The sequence below is a fragment of the Acinetobacter sp. YH12094 genome, assembly GCF_013419295.1.
In the GTDB taxonomy this organism is placed as follows: Bacteria; Pseudomonadota; Gammaproteobacteria; order Pseudomonadales; family Moraxellaceae; genus Acinetobacter; species Acinetobacter amyesii.
Window position 1 is genome coordinate 19,640 of the sequence record NZ_VPAK01000016.1, and the last position, 18,273, is coordinate 37,912.

Here is an 18,273-nt window from a genome sequence, read left to right on the forward strand (position 1 = left end):
TAAAATCCCCATATTGTTCAATTTAATTATGACAATTATATGACAAAGCGGTGTCATATAAAGCAATTTTTCATGCTTTATTTGTTTTTTTTAAGTGTTAAAAACCGACTTCCACACTCTACTTTCATAAAGTAAATCAGTTATTTAAGCTTCATATTTAAACTTTATTTTCTTTGAAACCCAATGTTTCAGCTTATATTTCATCTGTCATGTTTTTTTGTCATATTGCATAGCCCTGCTGGATGTTTTTTAATCTTGCCTGAGCAATATGACAAATTCATGAAGCTTTCCATACATTTATATGAAATTGGAATATGAAATTAGCAAGTTGCAATATTGCTCATTAATTCAACAAGCTAATAATTGCGCGCTGTGAAGATGATTGAATATCAATAAAACTGCAATGAATTCTGTTAATATATTTGCCGATTTTATATTCCATCGGATTGGGGTTATTTATGTCCACGCTTGCCACCCTAAAAGAGCTGCTCGCTCAACGGATTCTGATTATCGACGGTGCAATGGGCACCATGATTCAGCGTCATAAACTCGAAGAGGCTGACTACCGTGGTGAGCGTTTTGCAGATTGGGCATCTGACCTCAAAGGCAATAATGACCTATTGGTGTTGACTCAGCCGCAAATTATTCAAGGCATTCATGAAGCCTACCTCGATGCTGGCGCAGACATCATTGAAACCAACAGCTTTAACGGCACTAAAGTTTCAATGTCTGACTACCACATGGAAGATTTGGTATCAGAGATCAACCGTGAAGCAGCGCGTATTGCCAAAGCCGCTTGTGAAAAATACTCAACGCCTGAAAAACCGCGTTTTGTAGCAGGTGTGCTTGGCCCGACTTCACGTACTTGCTCGATCTCGCCAAATGTAAATGACCCAGCATTTCGTAACATTACTTTTGATGAGTTAAAAGAAAACTATATTGAAGCTGCGCATGCCCTGATTGAAGGCGGTGCAGACATTCTTTTAATTGAAACAGTATTCGATACCTTAAACTGTAAAGCTGCCATTTTTGCAGTGAAAGAAGTCTTCAACCAAATTGGCTACGAATTGCCATTGATGATTTCAGGCACGATTACCGATGCCTCTGGCCGAACTTTAACTGGCCAAACTGCTGAAGCGTTCTGGAACTCTGTGCGTCATGGTGATTTATTGTCGATTGGCTTTAACTGTGCCCTAGGTGCAGATGCCATGCGTCCGCATGTAAAAACCATTGCTGACGTTGCTGATACTTTTGTTTCGGCGCATCCGAACGCTGGCTTACCAAATGCCTTCGGCGGTTATGATGAAACCCCTGAAGAAACAGCTGCCTTTATTAAAGAATTTGCAGAAAGTGGCTTGATTAACATCACTGGCGGCTGCTGCGGTACAACGCCGGATCACATCCGTGCTATTGCCAATGCCGTAAAAGACATTGCGCCGCGCCAAGTGCCAGAAACCAAACCCGCTTGCCGTCTCAGCGGTTTAGAGCCGTTCAACATTACAGAAGATTCGCTGTTTGTGAACGTCGGTGAACGTACCAACGTTACAGGTTCTAAAAAATTCCTACGCTTAATCCGTGAAGAAAACTTTGCCGAAGCTTTAGAAGTTGCACAGCAGCAAGTTGAAGCTGGCGCGCAGATTATCGATATCAACATGGATGAAGGCATGCTGGATTCAGAAGGCGCAATGGTGCACTTCCTGAATCTTGTAGCATCTGAACCTGAAATTTCACGTGTGCCGATCATGATTGACTCATCTAAATGGGAAATCATTGAAGCAGGCTTAAAATGTGTACAAGGTAAAGCGGTTGTTAACTCGATTTCTTTGAAAGAAGGTTATGACGAGTTTGTACACAAAGCACGTTTGTGCCGTCAGTACGGTGCAGCTGTGATTGTGATGGCATTTGATGAACAAGGTCAGGCAGATACTGCTGCACGTAAAAAAGAAATCTGTAAGCGCTCTTATGACGTGTTAGTGAATGAAGTTGGCTTCCCTGCTGAAGACATCATTTTTGACCCGAACGTGTTTGCCGTGGCAACTGGTATTGAAGAACACAATAACTATGCTGTGGACTTCATTGAAGCGACTGGCTGGATTAAGCAAAACTTGCCGCATGCCATGATTTCTGGCGGTGTGTCTAACGTATCGTTCTCTTTCCGCGGTAACGAGCCTGTACGTGAAGCGATTCACTCAGTTTTCTTATACCATGCCATTCAGCAAGGCATGACTATGGGTATCGTCAACGCAGGTCAAATGGCGATTTATGATGATATTGATGCTGAACTGAAAGCTGCGGTTGAAGATGTGATCTTGAACCAAAACCAAGGTGAAAGTCAGCATGACGCGACTGAAAAGCTGCTTGAAGTTGCTGAGAAATACCGTGGTCAAGGCGCTGCACAAAAACAAGTTGAAAACTTGGAATGGCGTGAACTTCCAGTTGAAAAACGTCTTGAACACGCTTTGGTTAAAGGCATCACCACATTCATTGATGAAGATACTGAAGAAGCACGTCTGAAAGCTACACGTCCTTTAGATGTAATTGAAGGCCCACTCATGGACGGCATGAACGTGGTAGGTGATTTGTTCGGTTCAGGCAAAATGTTCCTGCCGCAAGTCGTGAAATCTGCACGTGTCATGAAGCAAGCCGTAGCTTGGCTCAACCCATTCATTGAAGCGGAAAAAACAGCTGGCCAATCTAAGGGTAAAGTCCTGATGGCGACTGTTAAGGGCGATGTGCATGACATCGGTAAAAATATCGTAGGCGTGGTGTTAGGCTGTAACGGCTATGACATCATCGACCTTGGCGTGATGGTGCCTTGCGAGAAGATTTTACAAACTGCGATTGATGAAAAAGTCGATATCATTGGCCTGTCTGGCCTGATTACGCCGTCACTGGATGAAATGGTTTTTGTTGCGAAAGAAATGCAGCGCAAAGGCTTTAATGTTCCATTGATGATTGGCGGTGCAACCACTTCTAAAGCGCATACGGCAGTGAAAATTGATCCACAATATTCAAACGATGCAGTCATTTATGTTGCCGATGCATCTCGTGCGGTGGGTGTAGCAACAACTTTACTTTCTAAGGAAATGAAGCCAAAGTTTGTAGCAGAAACCCGTGCTGAATATGAAAAAGTCCGTGAGCGTATTGCTAACAAACAGCCGAAAGCAGCTAAACTGACTTATGCTGAATCGGTTGAAAATGGTTTAAAAATTGACTTTGCAGCCAATGCGCCTGTGAAGCCAAACTTTATTGGTACGCAAACGCTGACCAATTATCCATTGGAAACATTAGTTGAGTACTTTGACTGGACACCGTTCTTCATTTCTTGGAGTTTGGCAGGTAAATTCCCTGCAATCCTGAAGGATGAAGTGGTGGGTGAAGCAGCCACTGACTTGTATGAACAAGCGCAGACCATGCTGAAAGACATCATTGATAACAAACGTTTTGATGCACGCGCTGTCTTTGGTATTTACCCTGCAAACCGTTCAGCAGCGGATTCGGTTGAAGTGTATAGCGAAGATGGTCAATCGGTTACGCATACCTTCCATCACATTCGTCAACAGTCTGATAAAGTGACAGGTAAACCAAACTTGTCATTAGCGGACTTTATTGCGCCTAAAGGTGTCGCAGAAGACTACTTGGGCGGTTTCACTGTATCGATCTTTGGTGCAGAAGAAATGGCCAATGAGTACAAAACTAAAGGCGATGACTACTCTGCAATTCTTGCGCAATCTTTAGGTGACCGTTTTGCGGAAGCGTTTGCGGAGCATTTGCATGAGCGCATCCGTAAAGAGTTCTGGGGTAACCAAGCGTCTGAAACCTTAAGCAATGAAGAATTGATTAAAGAGAAGTATGTGGGCATCCGTCCTGCACCGGGCTACCCTGCTTGCCCTGAGCATTCAGAAAAAGCGCCATTGTTTGATTGGTTAGGTTCTACCGATAAAATTGGTACGCAATTGACTTCTAGCTTTGCAATGTGGCCGCCTTCATCTGTCAGCGGTTTCTACTATGCAAACCCTGAAAGCCAGTACTTTAACGTGGGTAAAATCGCAGGCGACCAGCTTGAAGATTATGCGCAGCGTAAAGGTTGGACACTGGATGAAGCGAAACGTTGGTTAGCGCCAAATTTGGATGATTCGATTGTTTAATCCCCCTTTCTTACACAAGATTTAAAGCAGTGCTTTAAATCTTGCTCAGGATGAAGAATCCATTCGTATCGAATACAAAAAAAATCCCCTCATTTGAGGGGATTTTTCTTATATATACTAGACCTCTTGCGAAAGTATAGTTTCATCTAATTTTTGAATTGGCTAAAACCTTATAAAATATAGCTTTTCACTGCTTAAAATTTGACTAACGCAAGAAGTCTACTTTTTAAAAATTAACTTCGATAAAGCATATGAAATAATAGTTATTCCGAAAATTAATATAGCATAAGAAATAAGAACGTATGTAAACATAGAATTCAATTTTAATATAAATATTTCCACTAATCCTGGCATACTGGCAAGTGTTGCTGCGACCCCTAATAGTGCTAATAAATAAACTCTAAATTCATCTGTTTTCCTATTTAAATCCCTTATTTTTTCTTGCTCACTAATATTTTCAATTTCAATTATTTCATGAAGAAATTTAATCTGATTAATCAACTCATTATTTCTATTTAATAAATCATATTTTTCAATAATTTTAGACCAATAGGCATTTAACTCAACACTACCATCAGATATAGGTTTTATAAAAAAATATTTTGCGTTAAATAATGCTACATTCTTTACAAGTGCTCTCATTCTATCTTGACTAGTAGTTAAACTAATACCTCTAAGATTTTCAGAAAGATCATTTATCACTTTTATATAAGCTTGACTCAGAGCATACAATAAAATAAACCTTTGAAAATTTTGATCAGCATTATATCCTACCTCATTCACATACATAATATTTTTAGGCTCAATAAATATTTTTGCATTTCTAAAATCTAAGAAATCTTCTCTCCTAATTGAAGATTTACCTCCCTTTAATCTTATTGAATTTTTGATCAAATTTTCTTCTTTTAAACCATCAATATCACAATAAACCAACGTAGCAAAAGGTAACTTTTGACCTAACGATTTTTTTTTATCTTCATACTGTTCTTTAGTAATTAATTTACTAAATTGAGTTTCGAAAAAAGAAATATTATATTTAGTCTCATATTCTTCACCTTTAAAAAAAATCAAACTCCAACTTACTCTGCCTTTGTCTATATTCTGATAAAAATCAAAACACTTTAATTCATTTCTAAAAAATAAAATATCCTTCTCATCAATTTTTAGCTTATCAGAACCCTGAGGAATGTTCTCCATTTCAAATAAACTACATATTCTTATGCTTTCCATAATGCCCTACTGTTATTAAGTTAAAGAATAAAGTTAAAAATTACAACTAAGTTAACACCTTCAATGGGCTTTGTTGCACAAAGATTTCATAACTATATGATTTTAAAAGTTTTGATTATTTTTTGATCCAAAATTAAATTTATTTAAATCAGATGCTTACATATTTATGCAACAAAGCCTCTTCATCTAAAACCGCCCTTTTTTACACTTTTATGTCAGCAAACATTATGTTTTTCGATAATAATAAACTTTTTTACATTCTCCCCTATAAATACAGATTGGTACATCCATGAAAAAACTCATGAACGGTGCAGAAAACATCGTAATTGAAATGTGCAAAGGCTTTGTTCTTGCCCATCCAGAACTCGCATTTAACGAGTCGCACAAAATCATTTCACGCAAAGAAAAGCACAATAACGTGGCACTTATCAGTGGTGGTGGTAGCGGTCACGAACCTGCCCATGCAGGCTTTGTCGGTACAGGCATGTTAGACGCTGCCGTATGTGGTGATGTATTTGCATCTCCATCGCAAATTCAGGTCTATAAAGCCTTACAGCAAGTCGCAACTGACAAAGGCGTGCTGATGATCATCAAAAACTATTCTGGCGATATGATGAATTTCCAGAATGGCGCAGCCCTTGCAACTAAAGACGGCATTAAAGTTGACTATGTAAAAGTGGCAGATGACATTGCGGTTAAAGACAGCCTATATACAGTAGGTCGTCGTGGTGTTGCAGGCACAGTATTTGTACATAAGATTGCAGGCGCAGCAGCATCAAAAGGCTTAGAACTTGCAGACGTAAAAGCGATTGCTCAAAAAGCTGCGGACAACGTCATTAGCCTTGGTTTTGCTTATAGCTCATGTACTGTTCCAGCCAAAGGCACGCCAACGTTTACTTTGGCTGATGACGAAATGGAATATGGCGTCGGCATTCACGGTGAACCCGGCATCCGTCGTGAAAAAATCTTGCCATCTAAAAAAATGGCACAGCGCATCGTGGATGACCTGTTCCTTGACCGCCCAGACATGAAAGAAGTTGCAATCTTGGTCAATGGTTTTGGTAGCACACCGCTGCAAGAGTTGTATGTCTTTAACCATGATGTATGCGAACACCTTGCACGTAAAGGCATCAAAATTTACCGCACATTTGTCGGCAACTATATGACCAGTATCGACATGAATGGTGCATCTGTGTCCTTGCTTGCTGTCGATGATGAATTGAAAACTTACCTCGATGCAGCAGCCAACACCCCTGCATTTAAAATGGATGGTTCAGCAGCACAACCTTTAACTTTCGCAACTAAAGATGCTGCCACCGAAGCTGTGGTAAATACCCAAGTTGAAACACAGCCTGAACATGCGGTGATTAGCAATGACAATTCACCATCGAAAACATGCGTTATGTGGTGGATGTGATGTCTGCCTGTATCATTAGAAATGAAGTGCTATTCTGTGAGCTGGACGCGCATGCAGGTGATGGCGACTTCGGTATGAGCGTGGCGAAAGGCTTTAAGCAATTAAAACGTGAATGGCAAAGTCTGATTCAAGCGCAGCAGATGGATGAATTCATGCTGAACTGCTCAATGATCATTATGGAACATTGTGGTGGCGCGTCTGGCCCAATCTGGGGTTCAGCATTCCGTGCAGCAGCGAAATCAATTCAAGGCAAATCAGTTTTAACTGTCGCTGATTTTGCCGAGATGCTACAAGCAGCGGTCAAAGGCATTCAAACCACAGGTGAACGTTCATTTGGACGTGGTGCAGTGGTGGGTGATAAAACCCTGATTGATGCACTTGTGCCATGCGCAGATTCTTGGTCTGCCCATACAGATAAAACCTTTAAAGAAAACTTTGTACTTGGTGCAAAAGCGGCGGTTCAAGGTGCTGAAAAGACCAAAGAAATCGTGGCGCGTATGGGACGTGCGGGAACTGTAGGCGACCGTAGTCTTGGCTATCCAGATGCTGGCGCACATGGTTTAGGTGTAATCTTTACGGATATTGCAGAACATATTAAATAACTGAACATCTTTAAAAATTGCCAGACCACATCAAAAGCATCGATTCGTCGGTGCTTTTTTTATGGCTATTTTAAAGCACTTTTTTTCATCAAATACCTCATTCATACAATACCTTTAGCATGAAATCCTTTTTCGAATAGTGCTTAAAAATTAACACAATTGAGCTGCTTTATCGCCCAGCGCTTTGCTAAGTTAAAACATATAACGATAAAAAAGGATGAGACATGGATTTCGCTCAAATTTTCATCCATGACACCACATGGACCTTTGCTGCCGAAGTGATTTTGCGTAGCGTCATTATGTTCGTTTTAATCATCGTATTCTTACGCCTAACGGGCAAACGCGGCGTGCGTCAGTTATCCATCTTTGAAGTTGCCATCCTCCTTGCTTTGGGTTCTATTGCAGGCGACCCGATGTTTGAGGAGGAACTCCCTCTCTTGCAAGCGCTCATTGTGATGACGGTGGTGATTGGTTTATACCGCGTAATCACTTGGCTCATGATGAAATACCAACCCTTTGAAGATTTAATTGAAGGCAAAGCCCTCTACATTGTGGAAGATGGTGAATTGGTTTTAGAAAAGATTAAACAAGGTAAAATGTCACATGATGAATTCTTCTCTGAAATGCGTCAGCAAAATGTGGAGCATCTTGGACAAGTTCGAGTTGGTTTATTAGAAAGTGATGGAAAATTTAGTATTTTGTTTTATCCACCTGAACAAGTGCGTTATGGACTGCCACTATTTCCGAAACCCTATAAAGCGGTTCGAGATATCAAAATGCATCAGCTGTATGCCTGTACGCATTGTGGCAAAACCATGTACATTCACGGTGCTCAGGATGTCTGCCCGCGCTGCGGATGTTGTGACTGGGCTGAAGCGATTAATACACAGCGTTTAGCTTAAGCATTCAAGGCTTAAATTTTAAAATTCTGTACCGTTTAAATTTAACACTTCATCAAATACAGTAAGATCCAACGACCATCACCACAGACCCACCCTTGAATGTTTTTCGCCATCTAAAAGTGCAGCAGCAGAGATTTCATTGGTTAATATATGTGCATTATTTCAGTTCAGGCAAGCCATCCAGCTTTCATCTTTTGAAGACTACAAGATGCTCAGACAGACTCCCAAAAATGTATCATTCGTCAATTTTCAGTTCCATTATCGCGCTAACATCTATCAATCAGATAAAAATACAAAATAATGAATTGCCCTGAATTAACTCAGAAATGGCGCAATTTGTTTTTCATTTTTTAAATAGATTCTAAAAACATAGTTTTTCACTTAATAATCATTCATTTAATTTTGTCATTGCAAATCACCATTGCACTATTTTAGTGCATTGTTGTCATACTCATGCAAGTCTTTGCTTTATATCGAGTCTTCTACATTTTTTAGTTTTTTTAATCAAAATTTCCCTCGCTCACTCCTCTTTTCGAAATTATTCCGCTCGATATACTGAACTTCTTTTCGTGAACTAGCGCACTAAACTGGAACACCTTATGCAAAATATAGATCTCCTCTTTCTCCTTCTTGGTGCAGTCTTGGTTCTTGCCATGCATGCTGGCTTTGCATTTTTAGAATTGGGTACAGTACGACATAAAAATCAGGTCAATGCGCTGAGTAAAATTTTGACTGACTTTTCTATTTCCGCAATTGCATACTTTTTTGTGGGTTATTACATCTCTTATGGTCAGCACTTTTTTCATATTGGGGACACTTTAGCAGCCGATCATGGCTACAACTTAATGCGTTGTTTCTTCCTGCTGACTTTTGCCGCAGCCATTCCAGCGATTATTTCTGGTGGTATTGCTGAACGTGCAAAAATGCGGACTCAAGCGATTGCCACATTATTATTGGTCGCTTTGGTCTATCCATTCTTTGAAGGCATGGCATGGAATGGTAATTTTGGATTACAAGCTTGGTTAGAACCTACATTTGGCGCAGCCTTTCATGACTTTGCAGGTTCGGTCGTGGTACATGCGATGGGCGGTTGGATCGCTTTAGCTGCAGTACTTTTACTTGGCGCACGTCATGGGCGCTATAAAAAAGACGGTCGTATCAGCGCTCACCCCCCTTCAAGTATTCCATTCCTTGCCTTAGGTTCTTGGATTTTAATCGTCGGCTGGTTTGGCTTTAACGTGATGAGTGCGCAACGTTTAGATGCCATTTCAGGACTGGTTGCAATTAACTCTCTCATGGCAATGGTGGGCGGCACGCTTGCAGCAAACTTTATGGGTAAAAATGACCCCGGTTTCTTACATAACGGTCCCTTAGCAGGTTTGGTTGCAATCTGTGCAGGCTCAGATGTAGTTCATCCTGTCGGTGCGTTAATTATCGGCGCTATCGCAGGTCTGATCTTTGTCAAACTATTTACATACACTCAAAACAAACTCAAAGTCGATGATGTACTTGGCGTATGGCCACTACACGGTGTTTGTGGTGCTTTCGGTGGTATTGCAGTGGGTGTATTTGGACAAAAATGGTTGGGCGGTTTAGGCGGTATTTCAATGATCTCTCAATGTATCGGTACGCTGCTCGCGATCGTGATTGCATTGGCTGGTGGATTCATCATTTATGGTCTACTCAAAGTAACGATGGGCATTCGCCTAGATCAAGAAGAAGAATTCCGTGGTGCAGACTTAAGTATTCACCGTATTTCGGCAAACTCTGAAGAAAACATGTTCTAAACAACACAATCTAAAGCGGCATTTATGCCGCTTTTTTTACCCTAAACTTCGCTTAAAGCTTGAGTTTAAATCACCTTATTTTAGAAAATCTAAGACCTGATCCAAATGCTGAATTTTATTCGGAATGCTGTGCTGTTGTTCAGCACTTAAAGTATGAAAGCCTTCAAGCAATACAGCAGACATCCCTGCTTGGCTCGCACCGTAAATATCATTGACAGGATGATCACCAATAAATAAACACTCGGTTTCCGTCACGCCCAACTCACGACAACTGTACTGAAATATTTCAACTTTGGGCTTACTGATGCCTGCACTTTCCGAGCTGATGATCTGATCAAAATACGATGCAAAACCTAGTCCATTCAAAATATTCAGGCGTGTGGCATGTCCACCATTCGACACCACCGCCAGTTTATACTGCTGCTGTTTTAGTTGCTGCAGCAAGGTCAATGCTCCCGGCATCGCCACGGCGAACTGACCAAAGTGCTGAAACCAAAATTGTGTGAGCTCATCAAAATCGGGTTGATGTATCCAATCCAGCTCCGTTTGTAGAGCATAAGCGACAGATGCCCCAATACTCGGATGAGTAAGGAGTTCTTTTTTCGGATATCCCCCATTATCTATACGATTAATAATACGTTTAATCTGTACAAGGTCTACCTCCACCAGCGTCGACTGATAAGACTCGGCTAAATACTGCGTATAGGCCTGAACGCTGTGATCTCGATGAGTCAAAGTATTATCTAAATCAAAAAGGACTGCACGTATGCTCATAAATCTTTATTACTGAGTTTTCAAAAACTTTAACACAATGCCCGTTTTGCTTTATGCACCTTCTTCGCTATCGATATCGATACAGTTCACATAGCCGATTAAGTCTGATTTAAGCTTCGTGGTTTCAAATAGCAGCATTCAAACAAAATAATTTCAGCACATCACACGACTTATGCTCTCGAACCGTTCCTTTTTATTACGACAAGCGCTGCTGCTCACACTCAGTTTGGTTGGCCTCCTTTATGTTTTCCCCGTCGGTGGTTCGCTCGACCAAGCTTTTATTCAGCCTTGGGTCGACCTACATGGTGGTTTTCCTCATCGTAATGATTGGGCACTTGCTGTGCTGAACCATCGCTATATCAAGAATATCGTTATAGGCGTTTATGTTCTCTATATCGCAGCGTGGATATGCAGTTTTAAATATCCGCATCTGAAAGCACGTAAGTTTGAATTTGGCTATTTTATCGTGGTGGCTCTACTCAGCACGGCAATCATTGGGTTGCTCAAATCACAATCTGCGCATGCCTGCCCTTGGAATATGACTGTCGCCACAGCCCAAGGCTTTTCTTGGGATTTTTCAGCACGCCAAGGACACTGCTTCCCCGGTGGCCATGCTGCGACTGGTTTTGCCTTAATTACGGGATATTTTGTTTATCGAATACATCGACCTGCCCGTGCCTATTTCTTTTTATGTGCTGGGCTGATTTTAGGCTTTGCTTTTGGCTGGGCGCAAATGATGCGGGGTGCGCATTTTCTGAGTCATAACCTTTGGACCGCATGGATCATTTGGGCATTTAATTGTGTCATGTATCTATTGTTTTCTCGCCATTTCAATGCAATAACTATGCAGCAAAAGAGCAAAGCTGTTACATGGATCTAATTAAGTCCCTGAATTAATCTTGATCTGAAAATGATTGAGTCACTCATGATTCACTAAATGGGATCTGTAAACTCACTTTCAGACCGCCCAATGTTTCACTTTTAGAAAACTCCAATTCCGCACCGATATGTTTTGCGGCTTTATCCACGATCGCTAGCCCTAAACCACTTCCAATTTCTTCATGATTATAAATTCGATAAAAGCGTTTTCGAATTTGCTCATATAAAGCTGGGTCGATGCCAGGCCCACTATCTTCAACCTGTACAACCGCCTGCCCCGCATGTTCAAAGACAGAGACATTTATCACGCCCTGTGCAGGGGTATATTTGATGGCGTTATCAATCAAATTAAAAATGATTGAATGTACCGTAGGCTCAAGACTATATAAGGCTATGCTCTGTTGTTGCTCCATGCCAAGGTCAATATCTTTTTGCATGGCCAAATGTACCAGTTGCTCGACACAATTGGTTGCGACTTGCTTAAGATCAAAATGTTGTTTGCGCTCAAGTTCAAAGACCGAGGCGTCTTGTTTTGCCAAACTCAATAATTGACTGACCAAATGCTGAATACGAATTAAACCTTTACTCAAATTTTGTAGAGCGTCATCTTGTGGAAATTTTTGTAGCAAAATCTGCATTTGCAAATTCAGTGCGGTAATCGGGGTCCGTAACTCATGCGCTGCGTCAGCAATAAACTGGCGCTGTTCCTGCTGCGACAACGAAATTCGTTCAAACAACTGGTTCATTTCAATAATGGTTGGTGCAATTTCCTCTGGATACGGCATTTGAGAGATTGGAGAAAGTTCAAAGGCATCCCTTTTTGCCAGTTCTTTTTTAAATTTTTCCAGTGGGTTTAAGCTGCGTTGAATCAACCATCCCAAAGCGATTAATGCAAAAGGTATAAAAACCAAATAGGGAATAAACATACTACTGGCCAATTCTGCTGCAAGATGCTGTCGTACCGATTCTTGCTGACTGACCTGAATTTGCCGATCTGTGAGTGGCAAAATATAGGTATGCCACTCATCCTGTTGGGTACTGTGGGTATAAAAACCGGCTTTGGGCTGAGGCGCGACCAATAATTTTAATTGATGGGTTTGATGTGCATTGGATTGATAGGTCCACACATCAACAAATAAATCTTCTTCGTGATAATGCTTATGTTGATCAAATTCACTGCGAATGGGCTGCGGATCATGCTCTGCAACACGTTCCGCCAAATTTTGCATTTGCGCATCTAAAATTTCATTAATTTCTTCAAGCGCAATTCGATATGCTGAAAACACCAAAAGACAGCCCAAAAGCATACTGAAAACAGACACATAAATAATTAGTCTCTTTTTCAGAGAATAAGGCTGGTGCATGGTTGATAATTCCTTTGCCTTAACCGAGTCGATAACCTAAACCACGAATGGTGCGAATAAAATCTTTGTCTAATTTTGTTCTGAGATGATGCACATACACTTCAATAGTATTACTGCTGATATCACTATCAAAATCGTAAAGCTTATCTTCTAAATTGGCTTTAGAAAAAATCTTATTCGGATGTGTCACCAATGGAATCAATATGGCCCATTCACGGTTAGATAAATCGACATATTGACCCTTATAGCGTGCAAGATGCTGCTCAATATCTAAAATCAATTCACCATGTTTTAAAATTTTCTGTGGTGCTTCGACTGAACTCAGCCCTGTGCGTCGAAGAAGCGCATGAATCCGTGCAAGTAATTCATCAAACTCATATGGCTTAATCAGATAGTCATCTGCCCCATGGTTTAATCCATCTACACGATTTTGTAATTGATCACGTGCCGAGATGATTAATACCGGCAATTTGGGCTGCATTTGACGAATTTGTTTCAGGACTTGCATACCATCCATCATCGGCAAACCCAGATCTAGCAAGACGATATCAATCCCCCCTTGCATTATGAGCTTTAAGCCATCGATACCATTATTCACCCACTCGACTTCAAACTGTTGATAGTTCAACAAGGTTTTAGTCGATTCGGCAATCATGAAATCATCTTCAATAATAAGTATTTTGTGCATGGGCTTAAGTCCTGCGCTGTACTGAAGTACATTGTTGCAACATATTGTTTTTTTCATCAATCACTTGAGTCTGCACATCGAGCAAACTCAATAGCGATGGAAATAGATTATCCTGACTTAATTTTTGGCTTTTTTGTGCCATTAAACAAGTATATTGCGCTGAATTATTTTTTTGCCACGCCGGTGAAAACCACATCAACATCGGTACATGGGTTTGCTGTGACGGTGCAATTGCGTATGGAGAACCGTGTAAATATAAGCCATGTTCACCTGTCGACTCACCATGATCGGACAAATACCACAGTCCTGTTTGATAGTTGTTAGTCAATTTTAAGGTGTTAATCAATTCACTCAGCACATGGTCAGTATAGACAATACTGTTGTCATAACTATTTATTAATTCTGTCGAGCTACATCCCTGTATGGCATTGCTATTACATGTTGGCTTAAATTTTTGAAACGCTGTGGTACTTCGTTTGAAATAGGCAGGGCCATGACTGCCCATTTGGTGTAACACAATTAAACGGGGAGTTTGATCTGCTTTGGGAATCGAAGCCAAATATGCCTTCAAACCATCCACTAAGATTTCATCATGACATTCGCCATCGGCATCACACCACTTTTTCTTCAGTGCTTCAGGAAATTCATATTTTTCAACACGTGTACATGTGCCCTTACAGCCTGAATTATTATCTAGCCACGTCACCTTATAGCCTGCACGCTGTGCAATATCGAGTAAACCTTCGCGATGACTTGCAAGCTGTTCGTCATATTCGGTTCTCGACATACCCGAGAACATACAAGGAACAGACACAGCGGTTGCGGTGCCACATGAACTGACTTGGCTAAAATTGATAATATTTTGCTGACTGAGTTCAGGATTGGTATTTTTAGCATAGCCATTGAGTGAAAAACTTTCCGCGCGCGCAGTTTCACCAACCACTAAGACCATCAATTTTGGTAAGCTTTTGGCGCTTACGTTTTCAACCATATGTGCATCTTCACCATAGTTCAGCAATGGCAAATTCTGTTTCGGTGCTTTTTTGTGATAATAGGAAAATGTCGAAGCAATACTGTTTTGTGGTGAGAGCATGCCTTTTAAGTCACGATGCTCACGAAAGATCGCAGCATAATCGACAAAATAAACAAACAGCAAAGCACCCAAAAGGATGAGCGATAGCACTATATGTAGACCCTTTTTGGCTACGACCGTGCTTAGGGCTTCTTTATGCAGTGGCAAAAGCCAGATCAATAGCACTGGCAAAATAACCAGTCCAAAGACCCAGATAAAAAATTGTGGCGAGATTAAATCCTGCACTTCCTTTACATCTGTTTGCATCATGTTCTGCACTTGGTCAGATGTAATGGTCACGCCTAAACTATTGACGAAATAAGCACTCAAGCCACCAATGATCAGCAAAACACTCGCCAAAAGTTTTGAATTCCATCGCCATTGCAGGAGTTGCATCAGCACATTATAAAGTGCCACCACCACCAGTACGGTTGCCGCCAAAAATAGTCCGGCCTTCACACCCGTATAAGGTGTGAGCTGCTGGATTTGCTGATAAAACGCGAGGTTCAAAACCACCCCAAGCCATAAGGCAAGCACGAGGTTAAATTGACTTAAACTGAGTCTTGAAATTTTTTGCTGTATTTTAGCTATGACCTGAAGCATATTGGCATCAATTATTGATCTTTGATGCCCTAATCTAAAAATTCAAACTTAAAAATCACTTAAAACTGATCAAAACCAAGCAAGAAAAATAAAAAAAGGCGATGTAAAACATCGCCTTTTGAACAACTTAAATCAAGGTCTTAGAATTTAAATTCTAGACCTGTACCCAATACGGGTTGTTTGCTTTCATCTGGACCTTGTTCAAGTGCTAAGTAACCTGCATAACCATAAGCTTTCACTTGTTTGCTAAATGCATAATCTGCACCTGCAATGAGTTGCTGAGCTTCGTAATCATCACCCACTTTATAGGTCGTAGTATTTTGACTATATTGTGCTTTTACTGTCCAAGCTTTTGCAGAAGGTAGATTGTATTCTGCACCGACTAACCAACCTTGAGCATCATCAATATTTGCTGCATTCTCTGCATTCGTGTTTGTGTCTTCTTTGCTTGAATATGGTGTTTTTTCTACTTCAGACGTTTGATATAAAGCTTTCAGTGCCAAACCACCCTTAAGATTTACACGACCAATCGCACGAACGGTATTTGCGGCAGCAAAAACTTTGGTACCTGTAACTTCAGGAGTTTGAGCATTTAAGATCCCTACACCACCAAAGTTCGATGGAATGGCTTTGTCATAGGCTAAACCTGCGACAACAACGGGGCTGTCATAGACAACAGACGCCGACCAAGCATCGCCAAGACCACGACCTGCAGTTTTTACTACTCCTTTATCACTCTTGATTCCTGAAGACTCACCTGTTGCAAGCAATGCATTAACTTTAATTGCACCTTCAGCAATTTTAAAAGCTGGTGATTCATAGACAACAACGTTATCTACACGGTTTTCACCCGTCATGATGCCTGTAACATCAGCACGGTTACCCACGTAGTTGTTGAATGTATCAACCGGACTAGACAATTGTTTTAATGGTGTATCGTGTGCACCGACTTTCAATGTACCAAGTTTCGCATCTTTCAAACCAACGAAGCGGTTACGCTTAGACCAGTCATCGCCTTCGCCGTCTGAGTTAAATGCCCATTCAATTGCATAAACTGCGCTTAAACGGTCAGTCAGTTTTTCATCGCCCTTTAAACCCAAGAAAGAACTGTTTGAACTGATTTCAACGACATCTTTGTCTGAAACACCCGTTTTATTATCTTCAGGTAAATAATCAACAGATGCATCAATTTCACCGTAGAAGGTTGGTGCTGCAAAGGTTGACCCAGCCAAAAGGCTCAATGCGATAGCCGCTGCTAACTTAGTTTTCATCAAAGATTTTCCTTAAATTATTTTGTAACAGATATTACACACGCGAAACATATTACAAAATTATTAAAATAATATTTGCATTGCTCTTTTAGTGCTTTAGCTGATAAAAAACAACCAAAATCATGATTTAGAAGTGATTTTGGTCATTTTTTGATGCTTTTCCCCAAAATAGAATCGGGACTAAGCTCAATGCAGCCAAACCTGTGATCCAAACTAAATAAGTGCTATACCCCAACTGATCGGCCACTATGCCACTGATGCTATACAGCCCTCCACTCACCGTCGCCATAATGGCAACCTGAAATGTAAAGTCCGTTGCTGCAAATGCTTTACGACTATATTGCATCACCAAAGTCAGCATGATCACGAGCAGCATGGCTGAAATCATATCTTCGGCAGCATTAATCCCATAGATCAGCCATTCATGAACCTGCCGTTTTGCCTCGAACTGCAAAGCCAACCATGCATAGGTCAATAAACTGAATATTTTCAATACTGAATAGAAAACCAAGGCCTGTGCCCGAGAAATATACTTCAAGCTAAGACCTGCAAGCCCTGCCCCAATTAAAGCAGCCACCGCACCCAGCATGGTGACATATAGACCGATTTGACTAAAACTCAATCCTAAATCGACCATCAGTGGCTTAAGTAGTGGACCTGCCAGACCATCTGCAAGCTTAAAACTCAATAAGATCATCAACCACAGTGTGAGGGTTTTAGTTTGGGTAAAATAAGTCAAATACTGGCGTATAGCGTAGAACAAGCCTGAATTATGTTTATGGTTGTTATCATTCTCTGGACTAGATTTTATGTTGAGTGGTGGCTTTGAAGGTTCTCGATAGATAAAAATAGGAATCGTATTGATGAACACCAATGCCGCTAAAAACAGAAAGGTGGCTTGCCAATCCAACCAATCCAAGGCCCAAAGGACAGCGCCACCACCCACGATAAAGCCGAGTCTTGAACCAATCACCTGAAAGGTATTGCCCCAGTGCTGTTGGTCAGTTTTTAAAATATTGACAGCCAAGCCATCGGTTGCGACATCTTGAGTTGCACCGACCAAATTCATACTGAGTAAAGCCACAAAAAACAGCAGCAAATACATTGGTTCATTCAAACTTTGGATCGGCAAAAATGACAGGAAGACCAAGACCACCACGGACAACAACTGCATTGGAATAATCCAACTCCGATAGTGCCCTTTGGACCTTGAACCATGTCGATCAATCCACGGTGCCCAAAAAACTTTGATCGACCATGGCAGCATGAGTAATCCAAAGCCACCTATATGTGCCAAAGACACACCTTGCGCTCTTAAAATCACTGGTAAAGCATGCGTCATAAAACCGACAGGTAACCCTTGCGCCCAATATAAAGAAAACAGTAAAAGATTGAGCTGACGAAGCTGGATCATAAGTTCCTAAATGTTGAGTGCGCTGAAGTTACATTTAGAGTAGTCAAAATACGGCTATTTTGCCAATGATCTAAAAAAATCATCAACCTAAGATAAAGGTCAATGCTGATGCCGTACTTTTA

11 protein-coding genes and 1 pseudogene are annotated in these 18,273 nt (G+C 41.0%); 5 read left to right on the forward strand and 7 right to left on the reverse strand.

From position 1 onward, the window contains the following. Positions 1-458 precede the first annotated feature (458 nt). Positions 459-4,148, forward strand: coding sequence for a methionine synthase (metH, locus tag FTU34_RS12315; RefSeq protein WP_180035526.1), 3,690 nt, complete (start codon positions 459-461; stop codon positions 4,146-4,148). Positions 4,149-4,367: 219 nt separating this feature from the next. Here the strand turns inward: metH and FTU34_RS12320 are convergent, their stop codons facing one another. Next, on the reverse strand, positions 4,368-5,378 hold the full coding sequence (locus tag FTU34_RS12320) for a hypothetical protein (protein ID WP_160242927.1): 1,011 nt from the start codon (positions 5,376-5,378) through the stop codon (positions 4,368-4,370). A gap of 289 nt (positions 5,379-5,667) precedes the next feature. Between FTU34_RS12320 and dhaK the strand changes: the two are divergent. The 3 genes and pseudogenes from dhaK (at position 5,668) to FTU34_RS12335 (ending at position 10,086) form a co-directional block, all read left to right on the forward strand. Further along, a pseudogene (gene dhaK / locus FTU34_RS12325) lies at positions 5,668-7,397 on the forward strand (dihydroxyacetone kinase subunit DhaK). A 224-nt stretch (positions 7,398-7,621) separates the two neighbouring features. Beyond that, entirely contained in the window at positions 7,622-8,299 is a 678-nt protein-coding gene (locus FTU34_RS12330; RefSeq protein WP_180035525.1) for a DUF421 domain-containing protein, read from the forward strand. Between the two features lie 599 nt (positions 8,300-8,898). Beyond that, the gene (locus FTU34_RS12335) at positions 8,899-10,086 is read left to right on the forward strand and encodes an ammonium transporter (RefSeq protein WP_180035524.1); all 1,188 of its coding nucleotides are present in this window, start codon (positions 8,899-8,901) and stop codon (positions 10,084-10,086) included. A 75-nt stretch (positions 10,087-10,161) separates the two neighbouring features. On the opposite strand, the gene FTU34_RS12340 is transcribed toward FTU34_RS12335, so the two are convergent. Further along, positions 10,162-10,860 carry an HAD family hydrolase gene (locus FTU34_RS12340; protein ID WP_180022306.1) on the reverse strand — a complete coding sequence of 233 codons (699 nt, stop codon included), beginning with the start codon at positions 10,858-10,860 and terminating at the stop codon, positions 10,162-10,164. A gap of 172 nt (positions 10,861-11,032) precedes the next feature. On the opposite strand from FTU34_RS12340, the gene FTU34_RS12345 reads away from it, so the two are divergent. Continuing rightward, positions 11,033-11,740 carry a phosphatase PAP2 family protein gene (locus tag FTU34_RS12345; protein WP_180035523.1) on the forward strand — a complete coding sequence of 236 codons (708 nt, stop codon included), beginning with the start codon at positions 11,033-11,035 and terminating at the stop codon, positions 11,738-11,740. 43 nt (positions 11,741-11,783) lie between these two features. Here FTU34_RS12345 and FTU34_RS12350 read toward each other — a convergent pair whose 3' ends face one another. The 5 genes from FTU34_RS12350 to FTU34_RS12370 all read right to left on the reverse strand — a co-directional run bounded on the left by FTU34_RS12350 (position 11,784) and on the right by FTU34_RS12370 (position 18,151). Further along, positions 11,784-13,103 carry an ATP-binding protein gene (locus FTU34_RS12350; protein WP_180035522.1) on the reverse strand — a complete coding sequence of 440 codons (1,320 nt, stop codon included), beginning with the start codon at positions 13,101-13,103 and terminating at the stop codon, positions 11,784-11,786. Between the two features lie 19 nt (positions 13,104-13,122). Further along, positions 13,123-13,791 (reverse strand): response regulator transcription factor, encoded by a 669-nt coding sequence (locus FTU34_RS12355; protein WP_078189962.1) that lies wholly within the window; start codon positions 13,789-13,791, stop codon positions 13,123-13,125. A 4-nt stretch (positions 13,792-13,795) separates the two neighbouring features. Next, positions 13,796-15,466: a phosphoethanolamine transferase gene (locus FTU34_RS12360; RefSeq protein ID WP_180035521.1), complete on the reverse strand. Its 1,671-nt coding sequence runs from the start codon at positions 15,464-15,466 to the stop codon at positions 13,796-13,798. A gap of 140 nt (positions 15,467-15,606) precedes the next feature. Then, a complete protein-coding gene (locus FTU34_RS12365; RefSeq protein ID WP_180035520.1) occupies positions 15,607-16,737 on the reverse strand; it encodes a porin in 1,131 nt (376 codons plus the stop codon). Positions 16,738-16,864: 127 nt separating this feature from the next. Further along, on the reverse strand, positions 16,865-18,151 hold the full coding sequence (locus FTU34_RS12370) for an MFS transporter (protein ID WP_180035519.1): 1,287 nt from the start codon (positions 18,149-18,151) through the stop codon (positions 16,865-16,867). Positions 18,152-18,273 lie beyond the last annotated feature (122 nt).